Origin of the sequence: Faecalibacterium sp. An192, from assembly GCF_002160175.1 — a bacterium.
Taxonomy (GTDB): Bacteria; Bacillota; Clostridia; order Oscillospirales; family Ruminococcaceae; genus Faecalibacterium.
Window position 1 is genome coordinate 79,628 of the sequence record NZ_NFKB01000002.1, and the last position, 26,357, is coordinate 105,984.

Genomic DNA, 26,357 nt, shown 5'->3' on the forward strand with positions numbered 1-26,357 from the left:
ATCTGCCTATGAATATCAAGCGTGCAAAAGATGAGATCAAGCGGTCGGTCCGGGCCTATCTGGCCAAGGACGCCCTGGGGGAATATGCCATTCCGGCCATCCGTCAGCGGCCCATCCTGCTGATGGGCCCTCCGGGCATCGGCAAGACCCAGATTCTGGAGCAGGCCGCCCGGGAGTGCGGGGTGGCTCTGGTGGCCTACACCATCACCCACCACACCCGCCAGAGCGCCGTGGGTCTGCCCTTCATCCGCCAGAAGCACTACGGCGACCGGGATGTCTCGGTCACCGAGTACACCATGAGCGAGATCATTTCCTCCATCCATGAGAAGATGGAGACCACCGGCCTGAAAGAGGGCATCCTGTTCATTGACGAGATCAACTGTGTCTCCGAGACCCTGGCCCCCACCATGCTGCAGTTTTTGCAGTGCAAGACCTTCGGCAACCAGGCGGTGCCGGCGGGCTGGGTGATTGTGGCGGCGGGCAACCCGCCCGAGTACAACAAGTCGGTGCGGGATTTTGACATCGTCACCCTGGACCGCGTCCGCCGGATGGACATTGAGCCCGATCTTCCCGCCTGGCGGGATTACGCCCGGGCGGTGGGCATCCACGGCGCCATCCTGAGCTATCTGGAGCTGCATCCCCAGAACTTCTACCAGATCAACGCCGACGTGGAGGGCACCCAGTTCGTCACCGCCCGCGGCTGGGAGGACCTGTCCAACCTGCTGGATACCTACGAATCCCTGGACCTCCAGGCCGACGAGGAAGTGATCCGGCAGTATCTGCAGCACAAGCAGATCGCCGAGGACTTCGCCTCCTATCTGGACCTGTACTATAAGTACCGGGACGACTACGGCGTGGAGGAAATCCTGGCGGGCAAGCCCCGTTCGACGGCCTTTGCCCGGCTGCTGCAGGCGCCCTTTGACGAGCGGCTGTCCCTGGTCAGCCTGATGCTGGCAGGGCTGAAATCCCGCTTTGCCGCCTCCTGCCGCCGCAACCAGGTGACCGACGACTGCTACGCCCTGCTGCGTCAGCTCAAACAGGACCTGGCCCTGCTGCCCGACGCCGAGCCCTCCGACCCGGAACGGATGCTGCAGCAGCAGATTTCGGACTATGAGGCGGAGACCGCCCGCCTGCGCACCGCCAACGCCCTGGACAAGGAAGCCCTGGCCCACCGTCTGGGGGTGGCCGCCGCCCTGCGGGAGTGGGCCGGCAAACTGCGCCGGGCCAACGCCGCCGGAACCAAGGAGGCGCTGGACCTGCTGCGGAGCTACTTTGAGGAGCTGGCCGATGAGCGGGAAAAGATCCAGGAGGAGGCTTCTGCCGCCCTGGAGGCTGCCTTCGACTTCATGGAACAGGCCTTTGGCGAGAGCCAGGAGATGGTGATTTTCGTCACCGAGCTGACGGTGTCGCCGGCAGCCCATACCTTCATCACCGAGAACGGCTGCGACCGCTATTTCCGCTACAACAAGGACCTGCTGCTGGACAGCCGGAAAGCCGCGCTGGACCACGAGCTGGCCGCCGAGGAGCTGCGCAACCCGCTCCGCGGATAAATTTCAAACAGGCAACAAAAAAGCCCGCACAGGGCCTCCCTTTGGAGGCTGTGCGGGTTTTTGCTTTTTGTGTCCGGATCAGTCCAGATGATGCTTGCGGCAGAACACCTTGGAGGCAAAGTACATGCCCACCCACAGGGCCACCGCCAGAATCAGATAGAGGGGGTTCTCCAGGGCGTTGCTGAGGGACTCCCCAAACAGGGCCATCATGGCCACCATCACGAATTTGCCGGCCAGCAGCGTGGCGATATACCGGCGGCCGTCAAAATCCGAGATGCCGAAGGTCAGGTGGAGAAAAGAGGTGGGGGTGAAGGGCAGCATGGCCAGGGTAAACAGGGTGGAGGTGTCGCAGTTGCTGACCCAGCCCTGGGCCTTGCGGAACCACGCGTATTTGCTGGCGTGGCGCCAGAAAAAACGCTTGACCACCCGCCGCCAGAAGGCAAACATCAGGATGCCGCCCAGGGCCACGCCGCACCAGCTGTACAGAAAGCCCATGATGGGCCCGTGGGCTGCCACGTTCAGGGCCACAATGGCGATGAGGGGCAGGGGAGGAACAAAGGATTCCACCATCGCCAGCAGGATGGGCACAAAGGGACCCAAACCCACAAAGCTGTCCAGCAGCGACTGCCAGAACTCCAGCGAAGTGATCTGATTGCTCCAATAAAGAAGCGTTTCTTCCATGTATTGTCCTCCCATCGTATCCGACTGTCTCTAGTATACCCAGTGAATATGACAAACCAGTGAACGAATTGTCAAGTTCCTGCACAAAAAGACAAAATGACGATGGTTATTCCTCTTTGGCCGCGGCCCGGGCTTCGGCGGCGTGGAGCCGGTCCATCTGCTGGCGGCGCTGCTTGTGCCATTTGGTCAGCAGGTCCTCGGTGGGCATCTGAAGGCAGCGGGCATAGGTCCAGTGGAGGCCGTCCCGGCGGGCCAATTTATACCGCAGGAACACCCCCTGTCCGGCTTCGCTTTCGGTGCCGGCGCAGTGGGGGCACTGGGCCAGGGTGTACCAGCTGTTGCTGCCCTTCTTGAGCCAGATTTCATCCGGCGTCAGGGCCGCGCCGCAGACCGGGCACTGGGCGTGGAGAAGGCTGGGGTCGTTGCGCCAGGCGAACTGCTCCACATAGCCCTCCCACAGGCGGAAGTCCCGGTAATCCCCCGGAGGCGGACAGAGACTCTGGCGCAGCTGCTCCTCCTCGGAGGGGTACTCGGCCAGGCCCCGGGCCAGGTCGATGCAGCGGCAGATGTCGGCGGTGTAGAGGGCGTCGGACAAGGCGTCATGGAAGGGCCGGTCGGTGGGCAGGCCCAGACGGGTGACCACGCTCTCCAGGGTCAGGCCGTCCCCCTCCTTGCGGGGGTACTGGCTGAGGAAAATCTGCTGCAGGTTGTACCAGACGGTGGGATGGCTCTCGTCCAGGTTGCACAGGAAAAGATTCTGTTTGAGGACCGGCACGTCGTCCAGGCCCCACTCGGCAAATTCGGCGTCGGGGCCGCACCACTTCATAAAGCGGCGCAGGCCCTGCAGGATGGGCTCGCCCCGGTCCAGGTCGGCCTGGGTCAGGCCGGTGACCTTGGCGATGTGATGCTGCAGTTTGCGGAAGATCCGGGGCCGCAGATGGATCGAAAAGGTGTCCAGGACATTGCCCTTTTCGTCGATCTTGACGGCGCCGATTTCAATGATCTCCCCCCGCAGGGTCTGCTCGACCCCGTGATAGTTGAAGGTATAGGGATGGTAGCCGATGTTCCATTCCAAATCAAAGATAACCAAGTTGCGCTGAGGCATGATTGTATTGTTCCCCATTCTTATAGTATGAATCGCTCCACCGCTTCGGCAACGCCGTCGTGGTTGTTGTCGGCGGTGGTGACGTAGTCGGCCTCGGCCTTGACGGGGCCTTCGGCGTTGGCCATGGCCACGCCCACCCCGGCGTAACGGATCATGGAGCGGTCGTTCATTCCGTCGCCGCAGGCCATCAGGTTGTCCCGGGTCAGGCCCATCCGGTCCAGCAGGGCCGCCAGGCTGCGGTCTTTGGCCACGCCCAGGGGCACCGCCTCAATGAAGAAGGGGCTGGAGGAATACAGGTCGATCTGGCCTGCAAACCGCTCCAGGCCGGCCTTCAGCACGTGGGGCAGACGGACCGGGTCCAGGGTGATGAGCATTTTGTTGACCGGATAGTTGACGTAGGCGGCCAGGTTGTCCACTTTGATCATGGGCAGCTTGTTGGTGAAGCCTTCCCGCTGGGCCCAGGGGTCCTCGGGGCGCTCGGTGACAATGCCCTGATTGTTGTAGGTCACAATGGCCACGTTCTGCTGGGCGGCAAAGTCGCACAGGGCGGGAACCATGGCGGCGGGCAGGTCCTGATGCCACAGGACCCGGTGGCCGGGGCCGCAGTCCACAATGGCGCCGCCGTTGTAGGACAGGATGGCGCCGGCCCGGCCGGGCTGGCCCAGAGCCAGGTCCTGGGCCACCGGCGTGACGCCGGCGGTGGGCCGGCCCGAGGCCAGAACCACCGTCACCCCTTTGGCCAGGGCGGCGTCCAGGGCAGCCCGGGTGCGGGGAGTGATTTGCTTTTCGTCGTTGGTGAGGGTGCCGTCCAGGTCAAGGGCCAGCACGCGGATATCAGATTTCGCCATAAAGAGCGTTTCTCCTTCTCGTAAACAGTCTCAGCTTTTATTGTACAATAAAACGGCGCAGGTTTAAAGAGAGAAAATCGTTTTTTCCGGAAAAACGCTAAAAAACCCCGTTCCTCCGAGGAACGGGGCCAGGTAAAAACCGCTTGAATTGGCTCAAAATGCCATGAACTGGAAGAAGCTGGATTACTCCGCCAGGTTGCCGGTGTAGAGCTGGTAATACTTGCCCTTCTTGGCGATCAGCTCGTCGTGGCTGCCGCGCTCGATGATCCGGCCCTGCTCCAGCACGATGATGCAGTCGGAGTTGCGGACGGTGGACAGACGGTGGGCAATGACGAAGGTGGTGCGGCCGTACATCAGGCCGTCCATGCCGGCCTGGACCAGCGCCTCGGTGCGGGTATCGATGGAGCTGGTGGCCTCATCCAGAATCAGCACCGGGGGATCCGCCACGGCGGCCCGGGCGATGGCCAGTAGCTGGCGCTGGCCCTGGGACAGGTTGGCGCCGTCGCCGGTCAGCATGGTGTTGTAGCCATCCGGCAGGCGGCGGATGAAGCCGTCGGCGTTGGCCAGCTTGGCGGCCACGATGCACTCCTCATCGGTGGCATCCAGACGGCCATAGCGGATGTTGTCCATGACGGTGCCGGTGAACAGGTGGGTGTCCTGCAGCACGATGCCCAGAGAACGGCGCAGATCCGCCTTCTTGATCTTGCGGATGTTGATGCCGTCGTAACGGATTTTGCCGTCCTGGATGTCGTAGAACCGGTTGATCAGGTTGGTGATGGTGGTCTTGCCGGCGCCGGTGGAGCCGACAAAGGCGATCTTCTGGCCCGGCAGGCCGTAGAGCTCGATGTCGTGCAGAACCGTCTTTTCGGGCACATAGCCGAAGTCCACCGAATTGAACCGGATGTCACCCTCCAGCTTGGTGTAGGTGAGGGTGCCGTCGTGGTGGGGATGCTTCCAGGCCCAGATGCCGGTCCGCTCGCTGGTCTCCACCAGGTTGTTGTCCTTGTCGTACTTGGCGTTGACCAGGGTGACGTAGCCGTCGTCGGTCTCGCTGGGGGCGTCCATCATGGCGTAGATGCGCTCGGCGCCGGCCAGCGCCATGATGACGCTGTTGGCCTGCATGGACACCTGGGTGATGGGCATGTTGAAGCTCTTGTTCAGGGCCAGGAAGGCCATGACGGTGCCCAGGGTCATGCCGCCGATGCCGCCCACCGCCAGGGCTGCGCCCAGAATGGCGCACAGCGCATAGCTGACGTTGCCCAGCTGGGCGTTGACGGGCATCATGATGTTGGCGTAGCCGTTGGCGCGGATGGAGCTCTCCTTCAGCTTGCCGTTCAGCTCGCGGAAGCCGGCCAGGGTTTTGTCCTCATGGGTGAAGACCTTGACCACCTTCTGGCCTTCCAGCATTTCCTCGATGTAGCCGTTGACGGCGCCCAGGTCGCGCTGCTGGGAGATGAAGTACTTGCCGCTCTGTTCGCTGATCTTCTTGGAGCAGAACAGCATCAGGGCCACCATGCACATGGTCAGGATGGTCATGGGGATATCCAGGATGCACATGCTGATGAAGACCGAGGCGATGGTGATGACGCTGGAAATCAGCTGGGGAATGCTCTGGCTGAGCATCTGGCGCAGGGTATCCACGTCGTTGGTGTACACCGACATGATGTCGCCGTGGGGATGGGTGTCAAAGTAGCTGATGGGCAGGCTCTCCATGTGGGTGAACAGCTGAATGCGGATGTTCCGCATGGTGCCCTGGGTCACGTTGACCATGATGCGGGCATTGGCCCAGGAGGCCAGGATGCCCAGCAGGTAGATGCAGCCCACCTTGACCAGGGCGCCGATCAGGGGCCCGAAGTCGGGGTTCTGCTGCTGCAGCATGGGGGCGATATAGTCGTCGATCAGGGTCTGCAGGAACAGACTGGCCTGCACGTTGGCAAAGGCACTGAGGAAAATGCAGATCAGAACAATGACGCAGTGGGGGGCGTAGTGCTTGAACACCTCGCCCATGATCCGTTTGAGCAGTTTGCCGGGATTGGCTACCTTGGGACGGGGGCGTCCGGCCATGCCCCGGGGATTATGAACGGTACGGACATTCTGTGCGGCCATTATTCTTCACCTCCCTGCTTGTCGAAGTCGCCGCCGCCCTGAGTCTGGCTGGTGTAGACTTCCTGATAGATCTTGTTGGTGGCCAACAGTTCCTCGTGGGTGCCCAGGCCGTCGATCTGGCCGTTGTCCAGCACCAGGATGCGGTCGGCATCCTGCACCGAGGAAATGCGCTGGGCGATGATGATCTTGGTGGTGCCGGGCAGCTTCTCACGGAAGGCCTGGCGGATCTTGGCGTCGGTGGCGGTATCCACCGCGCTGGTGGAGTCGTCCAGAATCAGGACCTTGGGTTTGCGCAGCAGGGCGCGGGCGATGGTCAGGCGCTGTTTCTGGCCGCCCGACACGTTGGAGCCGCCCTGCTCAATCCATGTATTGTATTTGTCGGGGAAGCGCTCGATGAATTCATCGGCGCAGGCCAGACGGCAGGCCTCGATGCACTCGGCCTCGGTGGCGTTCTCGTCGCCCCAGCGCAGGTTATCCAGGATGGTGCCCGAGAACAGCACGTTCTTCTGCAGCACCATCGAGACGTCGTGGCGCAGGACGTCCAGGTTGTAGTCCCGGACATCCACGCCGCCCACCTTGACGCTGCCCTCGGCCACGTCGTACAGGCGGGGGATCAGCTGGACCAGGGAGGACTTGGCGCTGCCGGTGCCGCCGATGATGCCCAGCGTCTCACCCGGCTGGATGCGGAAGGTGATGTCGCTGAGGACCGGCTTGCCGGTGCCGTGCTTATACTTGAAGGTGACGTGGTCGAACTCCACGCCGCCGTCCTTGACCTCGTTGACGGGGGTCTTGGCGGGAGGCAGGTCGGTGGTTTCGTCCAGCACCTCAATGATGCGGTGGGCGGAGGCCGCCGACATGCTCAGCATGACGAACACCATGCTCAGCATCATCAGGGACATCAGGATGTTCATGACGTAGCCGAACAGGGCGTTGAGCTGGCCGGTGGAAATGATACCGTTCAGGACATAGTGGGCGCCGAACCAGGACAGGGCCAGGTTGCAGCCGTAGACGGCCAGCAGCATGGAGGGGTTGTTGAAGCTCAGGCGGCTCTCAGCCTTGACGAACTGTTTGTACAGATCCTGGCAGGCCTTGGTGTACTTTTCGTCCTCGTGCTGCTCCCGGACAAAGCTCTTGACCACCCGGATGGCGGCCACGTTCTCCTGAACCGAGGCGTTCAGGTTGTCGTAGTTCTTGAACACCTGGTCGAAGATCTTGATGGTGGGGAACATGATGCAGGACAGCACCACCAGCAGGAACAGGATGGCCACCAGGAAAATGCCGGTCAGATGGGGATTGATGATGACCGACATCACCAGGGCGAAAATCAGGTGAACCGGGGCGCGCACACACATGCGCATCAGCATCTGGAAGGCGTTCTGCACGTTGGTGACGTCGGTGGTCATGCGGGTGACCAGGCTGGCGGTGGAGAACTTGTCGATGTTGGTGAACGAGTAGTGCTGAATCCGCTCAAACATGGCGTCGCGCAGATTCCCGGCGTAGCCGGCCGATGCCTTGGCCGCCATGCGCCCGGCCGTCAGGCCCAGGAACAGCGCGAACAGTGCCACCAGGAAGGTGAGCAGGCCATACTTGAGGACGGCGTTCATGTCTCCTTTCTCGATGCCCTGGTCGATGATGTAGGACATCAGAAGGGGGAGCAGAACGTCCATGACGGCCTCGAGCGCGGACAGAAGCGGCGTGACCATGGCCGCGCGCTTGTACTCGCCGAGATGGGAGGCCAACTTTTTAATCATGGGTTATTCCTCCTTGCTTCTGGGGGCCCAGCCGGCCCAGCCTGCGGCGGGATGCCAGGGGGTTCGGTCGGTTTTGCCCGGTGTGTTGAAATGTTCGTTCTCGAACAAAAAAGTTTTGCATCGAACATTGTATCCAAACATAAACCGGTTGTCAACCGGTTTATGGAAGGTTTTAAAGTCTGTTCACATTTTGTTCAACAGCGGGCGCAGGGGAGCGGGATTCACTCCAGCCCGGCCCGCAGCTTGTTGAGCAGGCGGAGAAGCTCGGTGTTTTCCTCCTCGGTGAGGAGGCTGGAAATGCACTGATCGGTCTGGCGGAGGCTGAGCATGATCTGCTGATGGGCCTGGGCGCCCTCCTCGGTCAGCACCAGGCGCTTGAGCCGGGCGTCCTGGGGGACGCTCATCCGGCGAATATACCCCTTTTTCTCCATCAGCTGGAGGATGTTGGTGACAGTGGAGCGGGTGATGGAAAAAGCCCGCTCCACATCCCGCTGAAAGACCTCCCGGTCCCGGGACTCATACAGATAGGCCAGAATCCAGCCGTGCATGGCGGTGACGTCCTCCACGCCGTTGAGGCGGCTGTAATAGTTGACGCGGCGGGAAATCAGGTTGTTGACCCGGCGGATCTGGGCCGGGACCACCTGGGGCAGGTCTTTGGGGGTTTTTTTAAACATTTCTTCCACGGGGATGGTGAGTTCGGATCGCTGCATACACATACCGGTTCTCCTTTGAACAAAACGGACAGGAACAAAATGGTTTTGCCCTTGGACTGTCCGAGTAAAAACAATTTGATACAAAACCATTATGAAAAAACAAAGCGGATTTGTCAAGACGAAATTGTGACAAATCCGCGGAGAATGATAAAAAAATGCAGCCCCATCATCCCAGCATGGCGGCGGCCTCCGGGGGGATGGTGTAGGAGGGGTCCAGCATTTCTAGCAGCCGCTCGGGGCGGTTGGTGACGATGGCGGCCGGGTCCATGTCCAGAATGCTTTTCAGATCGTAGATGGCGTCCACCGGCCAGGGGGCGGCCTCAATCCCCATGGCCTGAATCTGCTGGACCAGGTCCCGGTCCCGGAAACAGGTGTTGTACTGGCAGCTGAGGACCTCGGGCTTGAAGTCCAGGCTGGATACATAGGAGACCAGGTTGTGCTGGGACAGCAGGCTCTGGAGCAGTTCAAAGAGGTTCTGCCCCGGGTAGTCCGAGGTGATGGCCCAGATGCGGTCCATGGTCCAGCGGGCCGGGTTGACGTTTTCGTCGTCCAGAAGGCCCTGCTGGGACAGCTCCAGCAGGGTGCGGGTGGCCTCCTCCTCGTCGGGCAGGCCGTTTTCGCCCCCCAGACCCCAACCGAAATCCAGGCCCAGGGCCTGGAGCAGGGCGGGAGGCGGCGCAAAGTAGGAGTCCACCGAGTTCAGGGTGAGGACGCCCACCCGTTGGTTGGGGGACAGCCGCTTGACCCGGCTGAGAATCCCGTGGTTGAAGGATGTGACCACAATCTTGTCGGCCAGGCCGGAGCTCTCCACTTCTTCCAGAATCAGCTCGGCAAAGGCGTCCTGGTCGGTGGTGGAGTTGGCCCCCAGAGGGGACTTGAACTCCACCTGGATGGTCTCCACCGAGCTGCAGGCCTCCACGGCCTCCGCAAAGGTGGGGATCTTCTCGCCGGCCCACTGTTCCCCCTTCCAGCTGCCGAAGTCCAGTTCCTTCAGCTCGGCCAGGGTGCAGTTGGGAATCGCCTTGTGGGCCGAACAGTGCAGGTCGGTGATATATTCGTGATGGACCACCAGCTGGCGGTCCGCTGTGAGCAGGGTGTCAAATTCGATGCCGTCCGCCCCCAGGCTGGCGGCAAGACGAAAGGCAGCCAATGTGTTTTCGGGTGCCAGATAGGATGCGCCGCGGTGCGCAATGACTTTGGGTCTCATGGATAGCCCCCTTTCCGTATCGGTGTATCAGTATACCGGTCCGGCCCCGGGTTGGCAAGGCTTTTCACAAAAAGTTTTCGGTGTGGAGTCTTGTTTTAACCCTCCGCCCCCAACAGAAAGGCCCTCCGGCTGGAACCGGAGGGCCCTTCTGTTTCATATGGCTAGGAGGTTGGAACATCTCTCATCGGAGAATGAGAGAAGGAGCATGAGCTGGTAAAATTACTTTTTCTCTGCGCGGCGGGCTTCCAGAATCTTGACGTTGTTGTCCACGGTCTTCTTGTTCAGCGGATAGACGAACAGCAGGACCAGAGCGATGGCAACAAAGCCGATGACGGGAGCGATGCAGGCGATGGTGTAGATGCCGCTCTGGACAGCAGGCTCGAACTGGGTCTCGGCGGTGTAGCCGATGATTCCCAGCAGGGCGCCCACCAGACCAGCGGAAGCGGCCTGGCCCAGCTTGCGGGCGAAGGAGTAGACGGAGTAGATGGTGCCGTCCTCACGGATGCCCTTGCGGACTTCGCAGTCGTCGATGACGTCGGTGATCATAGCCCAGACAACGGTGTTGAACAGGCCCATGCCGATGTAGGCCAGGGTGTAGAAGCCCAGGTAGACCCAGGCGTTCTCAGGATGCACCAGGTAGCAGATCAGGAACAGGCCGGCGCCAACCAGAGAACCGACCACGGAGATCTCCTTCTTGCCGAACTTGGCCGAGAGCTTCGGAGCCAGAGGAGCGGCAATCAGCAGGGTGCCGAAGGAAGAGCACATGGCCACAGCGGACTGGGCGGCGGTGTTGCGGAAGTAGTAGGGGAAGATGTAGGGGTTCATGCCGGACATGGTCAGCATGGTGAGCAGCAGGCAGATGGCAGCCAGGATGATGCCGATCAGGGAACGGCTGGTAAAGACAGTCTTGAACAGCTTGACAAAGCTGAACTTCTCGGTCTTGGGAGGAATGACAATACGCTCGGTGGTCAGGTTGAAGCACAGCATGTAGCAGACAATGGCGCAGACGCTGAAAACGCCGGCCACGACCAGCATACGGCTGCCGCTCAGAACGGGGTTGCCGTTGACGGTCTCATAGGCCACCAGAGGAGTAGCGGTGCCGATGACCAGGCTGGCCAGGGTGGCGCCGATGCTGCGGTAGGTGGACAGCTGGGTGCGGTCGTCCGCATTGGGGGAGATGGCGGAAGCCATCGAGCCGTAGGGGATGTTGATGGAGGTGTAGAACACCGAGCCCCACAGCAGGTAGGTGACGAACATCCACACGACCTTGAAGGCCATGGGCATGCCGGCGAACTCGGACTGGTAGATCAGGAAGGAAGCAATGGCCACCGGGCCGCACATCCGCTTGATCCAGGGTCGGAAACGGCCGTCCTTGGTCGGCTTGGAATAGTCGATGATCTGGCCCATGGTGACGTCGGTGAAGGCGTCAACAAAGCGGGCTACCATCATCAGCAGACCGACGATGACGGAGGGAACGCCCATGATGTCTGTGTAGAACACCATCATGAAGCTGGAGGAAAGCATGAAGGTGAAATCGTTGCCGAAGTCACCGAACATGTAGCCGATTTTGTCCCTCATGCCGAAGGGGCGCACGGCTGTGGTTCCGGTGTTTGCCATAGATGATTACTCCTTTTTTGGCTGGGGGCCGTCCGCGGGGTACCGCCTGCCCCGGACTGGCCCAAGTGGGTTTGCGTACATCACTTTGCACAGTCTGAACTGGACAAAGTTGCGGAATATTGGTTACCGTGCTTGTAGTATATCACAACATCGGAGTGAAAATTAGAAATATTTTGCGTTGTATCCCTACATTTTAATGGTGTTGAAACAACAATACGCCAAAAAAGTGGCGGATTTTTTGTGCAGAACTTCCAAATAAGCCGCATAATAGGGTCTTATTTGGGGATTTCTGGCGGAAAACCACCTTTTGAAAATAGTAAAAAATCCAGGCCGGGCAAAAACTGCCTGCGGCCTGGATGGGATGAAATATTCTGGATTCAGGAGAAAGGGATCAGAGGTTCATTTCGGCGGGGGTGGGGTAGCTGTCGATGGCGCCGTAGCGCTGGACGCTCAGGCCGCAGAACCGGTTGGAGAAAGCCAGATACTCCTCCAGCTGGCTGGCGGTGAGGCCGGCCAGGGTATCGCGGGTGACGCCGTCCCGGGCCAGCTGCCACAGGAACGAGCCGATGAAGCCGTCTCCGGCGCCGGTGGTGTCCACGGCCTGGACCTTCTGGCCCTGGGCAAAGGCGTGGGCGGCGCGGGTGTAGGCGTGAGCACCGCCTCCGCCGCAGGTGTAGAGGATCAGCTGGACGTCGCCGGTGAACAGCTGGGGCAGGGCGGCGTCGATGTCCTCGGTGCCGGTCAGGAAGGCCAGTTCCTCGTCCGAAATCTTGAGGACCGAGGCCTTGGGCATAAAGTCCAGAACGGTCTTTTTCAGGGCGTCATGGTCGGGCCAGAGGGGGAACCGGAGGTTGGGGTCAAAGCTGATGAGGGCTCCGGCCCGGGCGGCGGCCTCAATGGCGGCAATGTGGGCCTGCTTCATGGGGCTTTCCACCAGGGACACGCTGCAGAAGTGGAGGGCGAAAGCGTCGTCAAACCAGGCCGGGTCAATCTGCTGGGCGCTGTAGAGCAGGTCGGCGGAGGGATTGCGGTAGAAGCTGAAGGTCCGGTTGCCGTCGGCGCCCAGGGTGACAAAGGCCAGAGCGGTGTTGGCCTTGTCGGTAAAGGATACCCGGCTGACGTCGATGCCGTGGCCGGCCAGTTCGTCTGCAATCTTGTGGCCGAAGGGATCGTCCCCCAGCTGGGTCAGCAGGGCCGAGTGGCCGCCCAGCGCGGTGAAGGCGCCGCAGACGTTGGCGGGCGCGCCGCCCACCCGGGGGCTGAAAGCGGGCACTTCGGCAAAGGAACAGCCGCTCTTGGTGGGGATCATGTCAATGAGGGCTTCGCCGATGGAAAAGAGAGTGTGACCGGACATTGGTGGTTCCTCCTTCATGGTATGGGTTGAAATCAACGCCGCACAGCACCCAACGGCGGGCAGGGAAAACCTGTCCGCCGTTGAATGGCGCGGATATTTACCTTCTTATTTATATGGGGTCCAGCGCCCTGCGCTGCCCAAATGTGGAAAACCCGTTCAGGAAAGGGCCAGAGGCCAGAGGGTGGCGTCGGTGCCGTTCAGGCGGACCGGCACCGGGCCGGGGGCCGGATAGTAGCGGGTGCTCAGCACCGCGGCACCGCCGTTCAGGAAGATTTCCAGGCTGGAGGCGTCGGCCAGCACCTGCAGGGCCCGGCAGGGTTCTTCCAGAGTCAGGTGGCGCTCCTCCCGGCCGCTGCCCAGGGCGGCGTCGGTGAACCGCAGGGAGACGGTCCGGCTGGCCTCATCGTAGGAGAGGACCAGGCCCTCGGCCACCGTCAGGCAGAAGCTGCCCAGCGGGACGGCAGCCAGCTCAAAGCAGGGGCCGACGGTCTGGGTCTGGTTGGCGGCCAGGGAGACCGCCTCTCCGCGAAGGGCTTTCAGCTCGGCGGCGGGGGTCTGGAGCAGGGAGTCGTCGGCGGCCCGGGTCAGCTCCCGGGGCACCGTCAGGCAGTGCTGCCAGCCCTGCCGGGCGGTGGGGTTGGTGTAGGATGCGTCGGGCATTCCCATCCAGCCGAACTGAAGCCGCCGCACCCCGTCGGTGAAGCTCTGGGGGGCGTAATAGTCAAAGCCGTGGTCCAGCAGGTGGAATTCGCCCAGGGTGTATTCGCCCCGGAAGTCCCCGTACAGGGGGAAGTAGCCGCAGCCGTACTGGTTCTGGCACTCCATCCCCTGGGGAGAGGTCATCAGATACCACTGGCCGTCCAGCTCGAACAGGTCGGGGCATTCCCACATGTACCCGGTGGGCTGGGGAGTGGTCAGGGTGTTGCAGTGGTGCCAGTGGAGCTTGTCGCTGCTCTCAAACACCAGGACTTCGCCCTGGCCGTCGGCGGTGCGGGCGCCCATCACCAGATAGTACCGGCCGTCCTGGGCCCAGACCTTGGGGTCCCGGACGTGGCAGGAAAGCCCGTCGGGGTAGTCCCGGTTGTGGAGCAGGCAGGTCTTGGTGTCGATGGTGATGCCGTCCCGGCTGGTGGCCAGACAGAGGTTGTTCTCCCGGCCGGTGTTGATGTGGTCCCCCTCCGGCAATTTGATGTTGCCGGTGTAGAACAGCCAGAGCTGGCCGTCCTCGTAGAGGGCCGAGCCCGAGTAGGCGCCGTGGCAGTCAAAGGGCTCGTCGGGGTAGAGGATCACCGGCTGCTGCTCCCAGTAGAGCAGGTCAGTGCTGGTCACATGGGCCCACATCTTGACCCCGCCGTCGGGGTTGAAGGGGCTGTACTGGTAGAAAACGTGGTAGGTGTCCCCGATTTTGCACAGGCCGTTGGGGTCGTTGAGCCAGCCCACCGGCGGCTGGATGTGAAACTGCTGGCGGTGGGGGTCAGCAGCCACCCGGGGAGTCTCCAGGCTCTCCATCAGGGGGACCAGACGTTTCAGGTCGCGCTGCAGTGCATTCATGCGGCAGTGTCCTCCGGCTTCCAGATCACCCAGGTGACCACAAAGGCCACCACGAAGGAGATGGCGATGGTGATGATGTACTGAATGGGCTGATGCAGGCACAGCAGAACGCCGAAGATGCCGGTGACGCCGGTGCCGGTGGCGCCCAGACCCACAATGCTGGCGTACAGCGCGCCGCAGGCGCCGCCGGCCAGACCGCCGATGAAGGGCTTGAAGAAGCGGAGGTTGACGCCGAAGATGGCGGGCTCAGTGATGCCCATGCAGGCCGACAGGGCAGAGGGCAGAGCCATGGACTTGACCTTGGCGTTCTTGCTCTTGAGGGCAACCGCCAGAGCAGCGCCGCCCTGGCCCATGTTGGCTGCGCTGGCCAGGGGCAGCCAGTAGGTGAAGCCGTACTGTGCCAGCTGGCCCAGGTCGATGATGGTGTACATATGGTGGATGCCGGCCACCACGGTGATGGCGTAGAGGCCGCCCATCACAAAGGAGCCGATGCCGAAGGGCAGGGTGATCAGGGCCTGAACGCCGCCGATGATGCCGTTCTCAATGGTGGTGAAGATGGGGCCGATGACGGCCAGGGTCAGGTAGCCGGTGACGAAAACCGATACCAGCGGGGTGACGAACAGGTCGATCATGGCGGGGACCACCTTGTGGAGCCGCTTTTCAATCTGGCACATGACCCAGACGGCGATGATGACCGGGATGACGTGGCCCTGATAGCCCACCAGAGGCACCGAATAAAGGCCGCCGAACACCGGCTGCATCACCTCGACGCCCGACGAGACGGTCCAGGCGTTCTGGAGGTTGGGGTGAATCATGATCATGCCGATGACGGCGCCCAGGAACTGGTTGCCGCCAAAGACCTTGGCCGCCGCAAAGGCGATCAGGATGGGCAGGAAGGTGTAGGCCGTGTTGGAAAACAGGTCTGCAAACACATAGATGGAGCCGGAGGTGTCAATGTCCAGAAAGCCGTTGTTGACCATGAACTTGAGGGCTTCCATAATGCCCATCAGGAAGCCGGAGGCCACAATGGCGGGGATGATGGGGACAAAGATGTCGCCCAGGGTCTTGATCAGACGCTGGGGCAGGGGAGCCTTGGCGGCTGCGGCCTGCTTGACGTCCTCCTTGGTGCCGCCCTGGACGCCCGACAGGGCGATGAAGGCGTCATACACCTTGTTGACGGTGCCGGTGCCGAAGATGATCTGGAGCTGGCCCTGGGCCTCAAAGACGCCCTTGGCCCCCTCGGCATCTTCCAGAGCCTTTTTGTCCACCTTGCTGTTGTCCGCAATCACCAGGCGGAGCCGGGTGGCGCAGTGGGCCGCCGATACAATGTTGCCGGAACCGCCGACGGCATCCAGGACCTGCTGCGCTGCCTTGTTGTAATCCATAAACGCTTCTCCTTTCTCATAAAAACCGTGTGCGCGGATCGCTCCGCCTTTGCAGAAAGGAAGGCGGTAACGATTTCACTTTGTGCCTCTAGTATAGACGGTTTTGCGCAAAATTTCCATTCGCAAATGAGACAAAGTAGGGGATATTGCGTTATCGATTTCAGAATGTTTCAGGACGAAACCCCGTCATTCTGCCCAGATGTTCTCCTCCGGGGAGGCGTCGCCGGTGGAGGCGCGGGGACGCAGGACATAGTCCAGCACCCGGTTCTCGGGTTTGGCGTGGGGGTCGGCCAGATGCTGCAGCAGCATTTCAGCGGCCATCTGCCCGGCGGTCCGGTAGTGGAGCTGGACGCTGGTGATGGGGACATAGGCCACCCGGCCCGCCTCGCTGTTGCCCACGGCGGCCACCATCAGGTCCTCGGGGACCCGAATGTTGTGGCTGCGGCAATATTGCAGAGCGCCGATGGCGATGGAATCCGTTGCGCAGAACAGGCAGTCCAGGGAGGGGTCCCGTTCCAGCAGGGTGCTGGCCTGCTCGTAGCCCGACTCCATGTTGAAGGCGGCGATGCTGGTGCGGCCGGGCCGCAGGGGGACCCCGGCCTCCCGCAGGGCGTCCTCAAAACCCCGGCGGCGGTCCAGGCCGGCGGCCTTGTCCAGCATGGTCACCCCCAGGAATCCCGGGGCCCGGCGGCCTTTGGCCAGCATGTGGGCGGTGGCGGCGTAAGCCGCTCCCCGGTCGTCGTGGGACACCGAGCAGAAGCCGGGATATTCCTGGCCCAGAATGATGACCGGCAGCTTGAGGCTGGCCAGCACCGTCCGGTGTTCGGGGGTGAAGATGGTGGCGATCAGAATGACGCCGTCCACCGTGTTCTGCTGCAAAAGGTTGAGGGCGGCCACCTCCCGGGCGCTGTCGTTGGCGGTGTTGACCAGGAGCAGCTGGTAGCCGTTCTGGTCCAGCACGTCCGAAATGCCCTCCACCATCCGGGCGCAGCTCTCGCTGGACAGCTTGGGCAGGATCACCAGGACCTGCCGGGTGCGGCGGGTCCGCAGCATCTGGGCCTGGAGGCTGGGATGGTAGCCGGTGGCCTCCACCGCGGCAGCAATGCGGGCGCGTTTTTCCTCGCTGAGGTAACCGCCGTTGAAATAGCGGCTGACGGCCGCTTTGGATACGCCGGCGTAGGCGGCGAATTCAGTGATATTCATGAGGATTCCTCCGTTTGGATGGGTGACTGAAAACGATTTCTATTTGATAAAAGTATAACGCAGGACAGAATATTTTGCAAGGAGCGGGCGGCAAAATTCGAACGCCCGGCCCGCCGGGCGGGAAAAGGGATTTTTCCCGGTTGATTGCCTTTCCCGCCGGGGAATGATACAATAGAAACAAACCTTTACCCCCTTATAAGGAGAACCAACATGAAGGATCAAGAAAAGAACCCCACCCCGGGGGCCGTGTACCCCGGCTATACCCTGGTGAAACGGGAGGAAAGCCCCATCTTCCACGGGACGGCCACCACCCTGACCCACGACGTCAGCGGCGCCACCGTCCTCCTGATTGAGAACCAGGACGAGAACAAAGCTTTCGGCATCGGCTTCGGGACCTTCCCCTGCGACGACACCGGCGTATTCCATATTCTGGAACACTCGGTGCTGTCGGGGTCGGAGAAGTACCCGGTATCTTCGCCGTTTATGCAGCTGGTCAAGAGCAGCATGGCTTCCTTCCTCAACGCCATGACCTTCCCGGACAAGACGGTGTATCCCTTCGCCACCCCCAACGAGGCGGACTTCCGCAACCTGATGGACGTCTATCTCAATGCGGTGTTCTGCCCGCTGGCCATGAAGGAACGTTCGGTCTTTGACCAGGAGGCCTGGCACCGGGAGGAGGACGGCCATTTCAGCGGCGTGGTCTACAACGAGATGCAGGGCGCCCTGGCCACCCCCGAGGCCCAGCTGGACGCCGCCCTCAACGCCGCCCTGTTCCCCGACAACGGCTATGGCTTTGTGTCGGGCGGCGACCCGGCCTCCATCCCCGGCCTGAGCTATGAGCAGTATGTGAAGATTTACCGCCGCCACTACCGGCCCGACAACTGCTGCATCACCCTGTACGGCCGGATGGACATGGCCGAAAAGCTGGCCTTCCTGGACGAGAACTATCTGAGCCGGATGCCCAAGGGGGCACCGCGGCCCCGCACCCCTCTTCAGTATCCCCAGGCTGGAACCCAAAAAGTGGTGACCTACACCACCGAGACCCCCGAGACGGTGCCGGTCCAGTGTGCGCTGGGCTGGTACACCGGCCGGTTTGACGAGGCGGAAAAGCAGACGGCGGTGAACCTGCTGCTGGATGCCCTGCTGAGCACCAACCAGTCCCCCCTGAAAAAATACCTGCTGGAACAGAACCTGGGCGCCGACATTGACGTGGGCTTTGACAGTTCGGTTCAGCAGCCGGTGCTGGAGCTGCTGCTCAAGGGCACCGACAAGGAGCGTGCTGCCCGCTTTGGGGCGGCGGTCAAGGAGGGCGTGGCCAAAATCTGCGCCGAGGGCATCCCGGATGAGATGCTGACCGCCTCCATCAACTCTCTGGAATTCCAGGTCACCGAGCGGCCCGGCAGCCTGCCGGACGGCGTGCTGGCGGCCATCGAGGCGGTGACCGGCTGGCTCCATACCGATGACCCCATGTCCGACCTGCGGCCGGAGGAGATTTTCGCCTTCCTGCGGGGCAAGCTGGGGACCGATTGGTATACCCAGCTGCTGGGCGAGCTGTTTGCGCCCGACCCGGTGGAGGTGATTCTGGTCCCCGAAAAGCCCCGGGATGAGGATGCCCCCTCGGCCCGGCAGGAGGGCAAACTCCAGCTGGACCACCCCCTGACGGTGGCCGACCTGAGCGAGCCGCCCCACTTTGCCGCCGCCCAGGTGGAGGACGTGGCCGGCCTGACCCTGGTGACCCGGCCCACTACCGGCAGCCTGTACCTGAACTTCTACTACGATATGGGCGCCCTGACCCCCGAGGAGATGAGCGACGCGGCCCTGCTGCCCTTCCTGCTGGAAGAGCTGGACAGCAGCCGCCATACTGCCATCGAGCTGACCACCCTGCGGAACACCTGGCTGGGTGAGAGTGTGGTGTCCACCGACCACTGGGCCGGCCGCCAGGAGGGCCAGCCCTGCATCGCCAAGTTTGAGGCCCGGACCAGCCTGCTGGAACGGAACCTGGACAAGGCGGTGGAGCTGATGAGCGAGCTGCTCTACGAGACCCGTCTGGACGGCCCCCAGGCCGAGGCGGCCTTTGAGCAGGTGCTGGAACAGTTCAAGCTGAACTTTGAGCAGGACTTCATCCAGAGCGGCCACAATTACGCCATCCTTCGGGCGGGCCGCTGCTTCTCGGTGAATGCCGCCCTGGGAGAGCGGAACGGCGGCGTCAGCCTGTACCGCCATATCTGCGCCCTGCTGGAAGCCAAAGACTGGGCGGGCCTGTCGGCCCGTCTGGAGGCAGTTCGGGACAAGATTCTGAATCACTGCGCCCTGACAGTGGCCTGTCACGGCAGCGAGGCCGCCTGCCGGCGGCTGCGGGAGCTGCTGCCCGGCAGCGCCTTTGCGGCGGAGGGCCGCGCCCCGGCCCAGCCCTACAGCGAACCCCTGCCCGCGCCCCGGAACGAGGCTTTTGTCATCCAGGGCGGGGTGAACTACGACGTCCTGGCCTGGCCGGGAACCGGCAGCGCCGCCCGGAAAGTTCTGGCCCGCTTCATGAGCTATGAGTATCTGTGGCAGGTCATCCGGGAAAAGGGCGGCGCCTACGGCACCGGCATGCTGAGCCGGGCCGACATGGAGCTGATTTACACCTACCGCGACCCCCACGCCGGCGGCAGCTACAAGCGCTTCGCCGAGGGTCCGGCCCTGCTGGCGGAAAAGGAATACACCCCCGCCGCCCTGAACGAGTGCATTGTGGGCACCGTGGCCCAGGTGGACCCGCCCCGCAAGCCGCGGCAGCAGGCTCTGGAGGCAGACCGGCGGTATTTCTGCGGTGTGACCGATGCCATGGCCGCCGCCGACCGGGCTGCCATCTGCGGTGTCACCAGCGAATGGCTGCAGCAGGAGTTTGGATGCCTGGCCGAAAAGATGGCCCAGGGCGTCCGCTGTGCCTTTGGCAGCAAGGAGGCCATCGACCGGGCCGCCGGGCTGTTTGATACCATTGAAAACTTAGGGTAAACCAAACGCAAAAAACAACAGAGCGGCATGACCGGAAGGGCCATGCCGCTCTGTTTGTTGGGGCGGAATCTTGCTTCAGCGGATGATGCGGTGGCGGCACATGCTGGTTTTGCCGCAGGTGGGGCAGGTGAGACGGCGCCGGGTCAAGGTGTGATAGCCTTTGACATAGGCGCCCAGGGTGGGGACAAAGGTCGCCCCACAGGCGGGACACTCATAGTAGCCGGCCTGGGCGTCCAGCACGGCGGCCGCCCCCACGCCGGCCACGGCGGTGGCCAGAGCCAGCAGAATCAAAAGAATCCGCACGGCGATGGGCAGTTCCAGATAGGACGCGATGATGACCAGGGAGCACACTGCGATGACGGTGATGGTGCCGCAGATGACAGACAGAACCATCCGCTTTTTGTTTTCCTGATTTTCCTTGATGAGATCCATCATATTTTCCTCCGCTTTGGTCTGATAGTCGGATGCAGAGACCTTTTCGCCGGTGAGAAGGTCGTTGACGGTGATCTCCAGCGCCCGGCACAGGGGCAGCATCAGGGAGACATCCGGCAGACCTTTGCCGGTCTCCCATTTGCTGACCGTCTTGTCGCTGATGGACAGAGCGTCGGCCAGCTGGCGCTGGGTGAGGTTTTTGGCTTTGCGGGTGTCGGCAATGAAATGCCCGATCTTGATCTGATCCATGGGGCGGGGCCTCCTTTCGCTATCAGTGTAGCAGACGGGCGGGCCGATGTACACACACGGAGCGTAGAGTTGGGGCAATCTGCGGGGCGGAGGGGCAAAAAGGCGGGCCCCCGCCTTGGCGCTGCGCCAAAGCGGGGGCCTGCTTGCCTGTATGGCTTGGAGAATGTGAAGAAGATCGGGAAAATCAGAAGGAGAGCTGGTACTGTTCGGCGGTGACCAGGGCTTTGCCGTCGGCGGCAAAGGTGATGCCGTCGGCCTCCTGGGGGGTGTAGATGCAGGCCGTCATGGTCTGCTCGCCGCCGTTGATAAAGACCTCGACGCTGTTGCGGTCCAGCAGGATGCGCAGGCTGAGCGTTTCGCTCTCGCCGCGCACCGTGCAGCTGCGGATGTGGACAATATCCTGATGGAACCCTGCCTGGCTCCGGTCAAGGGTGAGCCGCCGTGTGCGCGGCTCATAGGTGAGGGTGGTGCAGTGGCCGGCGTCTGCGGCCAGCTTGACGGTGAAGGTGCGGCAGCCCGCCTCGGGGGTGACGGTCAAGGTCAGGTCGGCCACCCGGCCGCCGATGCCCTCCAGGGCGGTCTCCCCCTCGATGCGGACGTTTTCGTGCAGGACGCGCGCGCCGCGCACGGCGTCCAGCTCCCGGACAGGGGTCTGAATGATGCGGCCGTCCCGGATGTGCAGCTCCCGCGGGCAGATGGTCTGCCCGAACCATTTGGCCCCGTGGGGTTTGTCGCTGATGCCGGCCCAGGCCTGCATCCAGGCCGTCATGATGCGGCGGCCGTCGGGGGCCAGCAGGGTCTGGGTGGCGTAGAAGTCGATGCCCTCGTCCATCAGCTGGACGCTTTCACGGGTGAAGCGGCAGGTCTCGGGGTCGTAGCTGCCGATCAGGGCGATGACACAGTGGCCGTTGTGGTACTCGTCCCGGGCGTGCATCTCCATCGGGCCGACCATCAGCACCTGCTTGCCGTCCAGCTCGAAGAAGTCGGGGCATTCCCACATGACGCCGTACTCGCCGCGGCTGGCGTCCAGAATGGTGACATATTCCCAGTGGAAGCCGTCGGCGCTGCGGAACAGCAGGGCCGCGCCGCCCTCCGTCCTGCCCTGCCCGACGATGACGGCAGAGTAGCTGCCGTCCGGCTCCTGCCAGATCTTGGGGTCCCGGAAGTCGAACCGGCTCCAGCCCTCCGGCAGGTCTTTGGCGTCCAGGACCGGGTTCTGGGCGGGCTTTTCGTAGTTGAGGCCGTCGCCCACCGCCACACACTGGGTCTGGATGTCCCGGACTTCCCCGTCGGGCTGCTGTTCCCGGCGGACGCCGGTGTACAGCAGAAGCATCCGCCCGTCCGGCAGCTGGGCCGCCGACCCGGAGAAGCATCCGTCCTGGTCAAAGGGAGCGTCGGGAGCTAGGGCTGCGGGCAGGTACTCCCAGTGGAGCAGGTCCCGGCTGACGGCGTGGCCCCAGTGCATGGGACCCCACACCGTCTTGTAGGGGTAATACTGATAAAACAGATGGTACTGACCCTGATAGAAGCAAAAGCCGTTGGGATCGTTCATCCAGCCCACCCAGGGGGTCAGGTGATAGACGGGTCGCTGTCCGGCGGGAATCTCCGGGCCGTGCTGCGCTTCATAGGCGCGGGCTTTCTGTAAAATCGGGCTGTTCATGGTGTCTCCTGTGGGAGATCACCCCGGGCGGGCCGCCCGGGATGCTCCGTATTCGGTATAGTGGGGAAAGAAGATCAGGCGTAGTAGGCGTCCAGATACTTCTGCATGATGTTCAGGTAGTCGGGCAGACGGTAGGCGTCCAGCTTGTCCAGGTACTCGTTCCACTCGGCGTCGGTCAGACCGTTCATGATCCAGTTGGCCTTGCAGGTGTTCATGTAGGAGGTCAGGTCGGCCTGGAGGTTGGAAATCTCCACCGTGTCCTCACTGCTCATAAAGACGTTGGGGTAGACGTACTCGTTGTTCATGTAGGGGGTGTAGATCTGCTCGATCCAGTCCAGACGGTACTGGGCGTCGTCGGGGCAGGTGACGTAGACGTCGTAGTACTCGTCCAGCACCGCCAGAGGACCGCCCACGCACTCGGCCTCGCGGACTTCCACGGGGGAGGCGTCGCCCAGAGGAGCGTGCTTCAGCATGGGCTCGCCGTCGGCGTTGGTGGACATCTCGAAGATATCAAACTCGTCCTCCTCGCCGTAGGTGCCCCAGTTGTTCTGGGCCGACTGGATGGGAATGTACATCTGGTCCAGCCAGGCGCAGACCAGGGCGGGGTTGGCCGCCTTGGCGGTGACCACGCAGCGGCCGCGGTTGAAGCCGCTGGTGAAGGAGCCGTTCTGCGGGGTGATGTTGGTGGTGTCGGCGGCCAGCGGGGGCAGGGGCTGCCAGTCGGTCAGGTTGTCAATGTTGGCCACGTCCCAGCTGAAGCAGACGCCATAGCGGCCGGCCTTGCCCTTGGAAACGTAGGTGGACCACTCCTGGGTGAAGCACTCGGGGTCGATCAGGTTCTCGGCGTACAGCTTGTGGAGCCATTCCAGGCCGTCGCGGTAGCCCTGCTGGGTGGCGGCGCAGATGACCTTCAGGTCATTGGTGACGGCGATGTGGCGGCTCTTGTCCATGTCGCCGTAGCCCTCGCCGAAGCCGTTGATCAGGATGCCGGGGTCCTGGTCGCCGTCGTTGATGATGCAGGACATGGGGATGATATCGCCGTCGATGCCGTACTCGCTCTTGATGGAGGCGGCGTTGTCGCGGAAGGCGATCAGCACCTGCTCGAACTCATCCACGGTGGTGGGCATGGACAGGCCCAGGAAGTTCAGCCACTTGGTGTTGATGAAGCTCATGCCGCCCACCGTCTGAATGGCGGTCTTGTTGGCGCCCAGCTGCTCGATCCAGGGCAGGGCCCAGATGTGGCCCTCGGTGTCGGTGCACATGGTGCGGTACTCGGGGTACTTGTCAAAGACGGTCTTGAGGTTGGGCATGCAGGTGTCGATGTACTCCTCCAGGCTGACGATGACGCCCTGGTCTGCGTAGCGCAGCAGGTTGCTGTCCGAGAAGTCGGCGCTGAAGATGAAGTCGGTCAGGGTGTTGGGGTTGGCCATGGTCAGGGAGATCTTGTCGCCCCACTGGTCGGACTGGATGGCGGTCCACTCGATGTGAATGTTGGTGGACTCCTCCAGGCGCTTGAAGATGGTGCGGTTATTGGGCTGGGACTCGCTGCCGGCGGGATAGCTGGTGGTGCCGGTGAGGGTCACCGTCTCGGCCAGAGGGAATTCCACCGGGCCGGTCACTTCCACAGCGGCGGTTGCATCGTTGGAAGAACCTTTGCTGCCGCAGGCAGTCAGGGCAAAGGCGGAGCCGGTTACAGCGCAGGCTTTGAGGAAATTGCGGCGGGAAATCAGCTTTTTCATAATCGTTCTCCTTATCAGTACAGGTTGGATGGTGGGGTGGGATCAGCCCTTGATGGAACCGGCCATGATGCCGGAGTCGAAATACTTCTGGAAGAAGGGGTACATGACGATCAGAGGCAGGCTGGAGATGATGATGGTGGCGTATTTCAGCAGCTCGGCCAGCTGGGCGCGCTCGGCGGTGCTCTGGATGTCGGCGATCATGCCGGACTCGGGCTGGCTCTGGATCAGGATGGAGCGGAGGACCAGCTGCAGGGGCTGCTTGGCGGTGTCGTTCAGGTAGATCATGGCGTCAAAGTAGCTGTTCCACATGGCCACGAACTGCCACAGGGCCAGCACGGCCACCACCGGCATACACACCGGCAGCAGGATCTTGAAGAAATAGAGCATCTCGCTGGCGCCGTCCACGTCGGAGGCTTCCCGCAGCTCGTGGGGGATGCCCTGGTAGTAGGTCCGGGCAATAATCATGTTCCAGACGCTGAAAGCGCCGGGCAGAATCACTGCCCACATGGAATCCAGCAGGCCCAGGTTGTTGATCAGCAGGTAGGTGGGGATCAGGCCGCCGCCGAAGAACATGGTGATGACAAACAGGGTGTTGAAGATTTTCTTGCCCTTGAAGTCGGGCAGGGACATGGGGTAGGCGGCCAGCATGGTCACCGCCACCGAAATGATGGTGAACAAAATCGAGTAGACGACGGCGTTTTTGAAGCCGATCCAGATCTGGGCGTCGGAGGCCACCCGCTCGTAAGCGGTGAGGGTCCATTTGCTGAAATCAAAGGTGATGCCCTTGTTCTGGAGGGTGACGGGGTCCATGAAGGATGCGAAGATGATGTACACCACCGGCACGATGATGGCGATGACGAACAGGGCCAGCAGGAAGTAGCCGAAGTACAGGATGGCCTTGTCCTGGCGGGTGTAGAGGGCCATTTTGGATTTTTTCTTCTTGACTGTCATGTGGGGCGCCTCCTTACAGTCCCTTGCCGTCGTTGAGCTTGGCGACAACCTTGTTGACGGCGATGAGCAGGATGACATTGATGACGGTGTTGAACAGGCCCACAGCCGTGGAGAAGCTGTAGTCGCCGTCCAGCAGGCCTTTTTTGTAGACGTAGGTGGCGATGATCTCGGAGGAGCTGAGGTTCAGGTCGGTCTGGAGGGCGTAGGCCTTCTCAAAGCCGATGCTCATGATGTTGCCGGCCTGGAGGATGAACTGGATCACCACCATGTCCTTGATGGCGGGCCACTCCACCGTGACAATCTGCTGCAGGAGGTTGGCGCCATCGATCATGGCGGCTTCCTTCAGGTCCTTGCTGGCGTTGGACAGGGAGGCGGTGTACATGATGGAGGCCCAGCCTGCGCCCTGCCAGATGCCGCTGATGATGTAGATGGGGCGGAAGGCCTCGGGCAGGGTCATGAAGTTGATGCTGGTGTTCAGCAGGCCATTGACCGGGCCGGTGACCGACAGCAGCACACGCACAATGCCGCACAGGACGATGACCGAGATGAAGTTGGGCATGTAGAGGACCAGCTGGACCTTCTGCTTGATCTTTTTGCTCTCGATGCGGTTGAGCAGGAAAGCGAGGATGATGGGGATGGGGAAGCCCCACAGCAGGCCATAGACGCTCAGCTTAAGGGTGTTGACCAGATAGCGCTGGAAGTCGGGCGACGACATGAACCGGACAAAGTTGTCGAAGCCCACCCACTCGCTGCCCAGAATGCCCTTGAAGGGGTTATAGTTCTGGAACGCGATCAGGACGCCGCCCATGGGCGCGTACTTGAAAATCAAGGTCAGCGCAACGGCCGGCAGAATGAACAGCAGGTACAGCTGCCAGTGACGCCGTACATAGACACAGGTGTTGTGCCAGCGCTGCCGGGATGAGACCGCAACCGTCCCGGACGGAGACGCTTTTGCTTTCATGGATTCAAATCCTCCCTTTCAATGTGATCTTGGTGACGTTTGAAGTTACGTTTGCACATCTGCTTGTGCGTGAACTGAGCTGGAAGTGTGCAAATGTAAATTCCTGACAGCATCTTTATACCATACCTGTGGTCAAAAGTCAATGATATTTTCCGTGAATCCGAAAGAATTTTTGTGGATTTATCTGGTTGCACAAAATGCGAAGTGTGCATTTGTGCAAATTTCCGTTTTACATTTTTACATTTGACTAATCCGTGCATTTGCACTATACTAGCAATCAGAACCAAACTTTTATTATAA

Annotated in this window: 19 protein-coding genes; 2 read left to right on the forward strand and 17 right to left on the reverse strand. The window is 61.8% G+C overall.

The features are described from left to right. Nucleotides 1–8: 8 nt before the first annotated feature. Nucleotides 9–1,550, forward strand: coding sequence for an ATP-binding protein (locus tag B5F27_RS01255; RefSeq protein WP_087364087.1), 1,542 nt, complete (start codon nucleotides 9–11; stop codon nucleotides 1,548–1,550). A 78-nt stretch (nucleotides 1,551–1,628) separates the two neighbouring features. Here B5F27_RS01255 and B5F27_RS01260 read toward each other — a convergent pair whose 3' ends face one another. The 12 genes from B5F27_RS01260 to B5F27_RS01315 all read right to left on the reverse strand — a co-directional run bounded on the left by B5F27_RS01260 (nucleotide 1,629) and on the right by B5F27_RS01315 (nucleotide 17,071). Further along, entirely contained in the window at nucleotides 1,629–2,231 is a 603-nt protein-coding gene (locus B5F27_RS01260; protein WP_087364090.1) for a VTT domain-containing protein, read from the reverse strand. A 106-nt stretch (nucleotides 2,232–2,337) separates the two neighbouring features. Beyond that, nucleotides 2,338–3,336, reverse strand: coding sequence for a 3'-5' exonuclease (locus B5F27_RS01265; protein ID WP_087364093.1), 999 nt, complete (start codon nucleotides 3,334–3,336; stop codon nucleotides 2,338–2,340). Between the two features lie 20 nt (nucleotides 3,337–3,356). Further along, nucleotides 3,357–4,184, reverse strand: coding sequence for a Cof-type HAD-IIB family hydrolase (locus B5F27_RS01270; RefSeq protein ID WP_087246504.1), 828 nt, complete (start codon nucleotides 4,182–4,184; stop codon nucleotides 3,357–3,359). Between the two features lie 183 nt (nucleotides 4,185–4,367). Further along, nucleotides 4,368–6,290 carry an ABC transporter ATP-binding protein gene (locus B5F27_RS01275; protein WP_087364097.1) on the reverse strand — a complete coding sequence of 641 codons (1,923 nt, stop codon included), beginning with the start codon at nucleotides 6,288–6,290 and terminating at the stop codon, nucleotides 4,368–4,370. Continuing rightward, nucleotides 6,290–8,041: an ABC transporter ATP-binding protein gene (locus B5F27_RS01280; protein WP_087364100.1), complete on the reverse strand. Its 1,752-nt coding sequence runs from the start codon at nucleotides 8,039–8,041 to the stop codon at nucleotides 6,290–6,292. Before B5F27_RS01280 ends, B5F27_RS01275 begins: the two co-directional genes overlap by 1 nt. Nucleotides 8,042–8,262: 221 nt before the next feature. Further along, nucleotides 8,263–8,751: a MarR family transcriptional regulator gene (locus B5F27_RS01285; RefSeq protein ID WP_087246507.1), complete on the reverse strand. Its 489-nt coding sequence runs from the start codon at nucleotides 8,749–8,751 to the stop codon at nucleotides 8,263–8,265. A 169-nt stretch (nucleotides 8,752–8,920) separates the two neighbouring features. Next, nucleotides 8,921–9,961 carry a glycerophosphodiester phosphodiesterase family protein gene (locus B5F27_RS01290; protein WP_087246508.1) on the reverse strand — a complete coding sequence of 347 codons (1,041 nt, stop codon included), beginning with the start codon at nucleotides 9,959–9,961 and terminating at the stop codon, nucleotides 8,921–8,923. Nucleotides 9,962–10,180: 219 nt separating this feature from the next. Next, the gene (locus tag B5F27_RS01295) at nucleotides 10,181–11,578 is read right to left on the reverse strand and encodes a glycoside-pentoside-hexuronide (GPH):cation symporter (RefSeq protein ID WP_087364103.1); all 1,398 of its coding nucleotides are present in this window, start codon (nucleotides 11,576–11,578) and stop codon (nucleotides 10,181–10,183) included. A 391-nt stretch (nucleotides 11,579–11,969) separates the two neighbouring features. Further along, complete coding sequence (locus B5F27_RS01300) at nucleotides 11,970–12,932, reverse strand: carbohydrate kinase (protein WP_087364108.1); 963 nt, start codon at nucleotides 12,930–12,932, stop codon at nucleotides 11,970–11,972. A 156-nt stretch (nucleotides 12,933–13,088) separates the two neighbouring features. Further along, a complete protein-coding gene (locus tag B5F27_RS01305) occupies nucleotides 13,089–14,483 on the reverse strand; it encodes a glycoside hydrolase family 32 protein (RefSeq protein ID WP_087364110.1) in 1,395 nt (464 codons plus the stop codon). Then, nucleotides 14,480–15,868: a PTS transporter subunit EIIC gene (locus B5F27_RS01310; RefSeq protein ID WP_087246512.1), complete on the reverse strand. Its 1,389-nt coding sequence runs from the start codon at nucleotides 15,866–15,868 to the stop codon at nucleotides 14,480–14,482. The genes B5F27_RS01305 and B5F27_RS01310 overlap by 4 nt, the downstream gene beginning before the upstream one ends. 186 nt (nucleotides 15,869–16,054) lie before the next feature. Continuing rightward, nucleotides 16,055–17,071 carry a LacI family DNA-binding transcriptional regulator gene (locus tag B5F27_RS01315; RefSeq protein ID WP_087246513.1) on the reverse strand — a complete coding sequence of 339 codons (1,017 nt, stop codon included), beginning with the start codon at nucleotides 17,069–17,071 and terminating at the stop codon, nucleotides 16,055–16,057. 210 nt (nucleotides 17,072–17,281) lie between these two features. On the opposite strand from B5F27_RS01315, the gene B5F27_RS01320 reads away from it, so the two are divergent. After that, a complete protein-coding gene (locus B5F27_RS01320) occupies nucleotides 17,282–20,065 on the forward strand; it encodes an insulinase family protein (protein ID WP_087364112.1) in 2,784 nt (927 codons plus the stop codon). Between the two features lie 75 nt (nucleotides 20,066–20,140). Here B5F27_RS01320 and B5F27_RS01325 read toward each other — a convergent pair whose 3' ends face one another. From B5F27_RS01325 to B5F27_RS01345, 5 genes are all read right to left on the reverse strand, one after another. Beyond that, a complete protein-coding gene (locus tag B5F27_RS01325; protein ID WP_087364114.1) occupies nucleotides 20,141–20,746 on the reverse strand; it encodes a helix-turn-helix domain-containing protein in 606 nt (201 codons plus the stop codon). A gap of 184 nt (nucleotides 20,747–20,930) precedes the next feature. After that, nucleotides 20,931–22,406 (reverse strand): glycoside hydrolase family 32 protein, encoded by a 1,476-nt coding sequence (locus tag B5F27_RS01330; protein WP_087364116.1) that lies wholly within the window; start codon nucleotides 22,404–22,406, stop codon nucleotides 20,931–20,933. A 74-nt stretch (nucleotides 22,407–22,480) separates the two neighbouring features. After that, nucleotides 22,481–24,145, reverse strand: a complete 1,665-nt coding sequence (locus B5F27_RS01335; protein ID WP_087364118.1) for a substrate-binding domain-containing protein — start codon at nucleotides 24,143–24,145, stop codon at nucleotides 22,481–22,483. A 42-nt stretch (nucleotides 24,146–24,187) separates the two neighbouring features. Further along, nucleotides 24,188–25,096, reverse strand: coding sequence for a carbohydrate ABC transporter permease (locus B5F27_RS01340; protein WP_087364120.1), 909 nt, complete (start codon nucleotides 25,094–25,096; stop codon nucleotides 24,188–24,190). A 13-nt stretch (nucleotides 25,097–25,109) separates the two neighbouring features. Beyond that, nucleotides 25,110–26,057 (reverse strand): ABC transporter permease subunit, encoded by a 948-nt coding sequence (locus B5F27_RS01345; RefSeq protein ID WP_087364122.1) that lies wholly within the window; start codon nucleotides 26,055–26,057, stop codon nucleotides 25,110–25,112. Nucleotides 26,058–26,357: the final 300 nt, after the last annotated feature.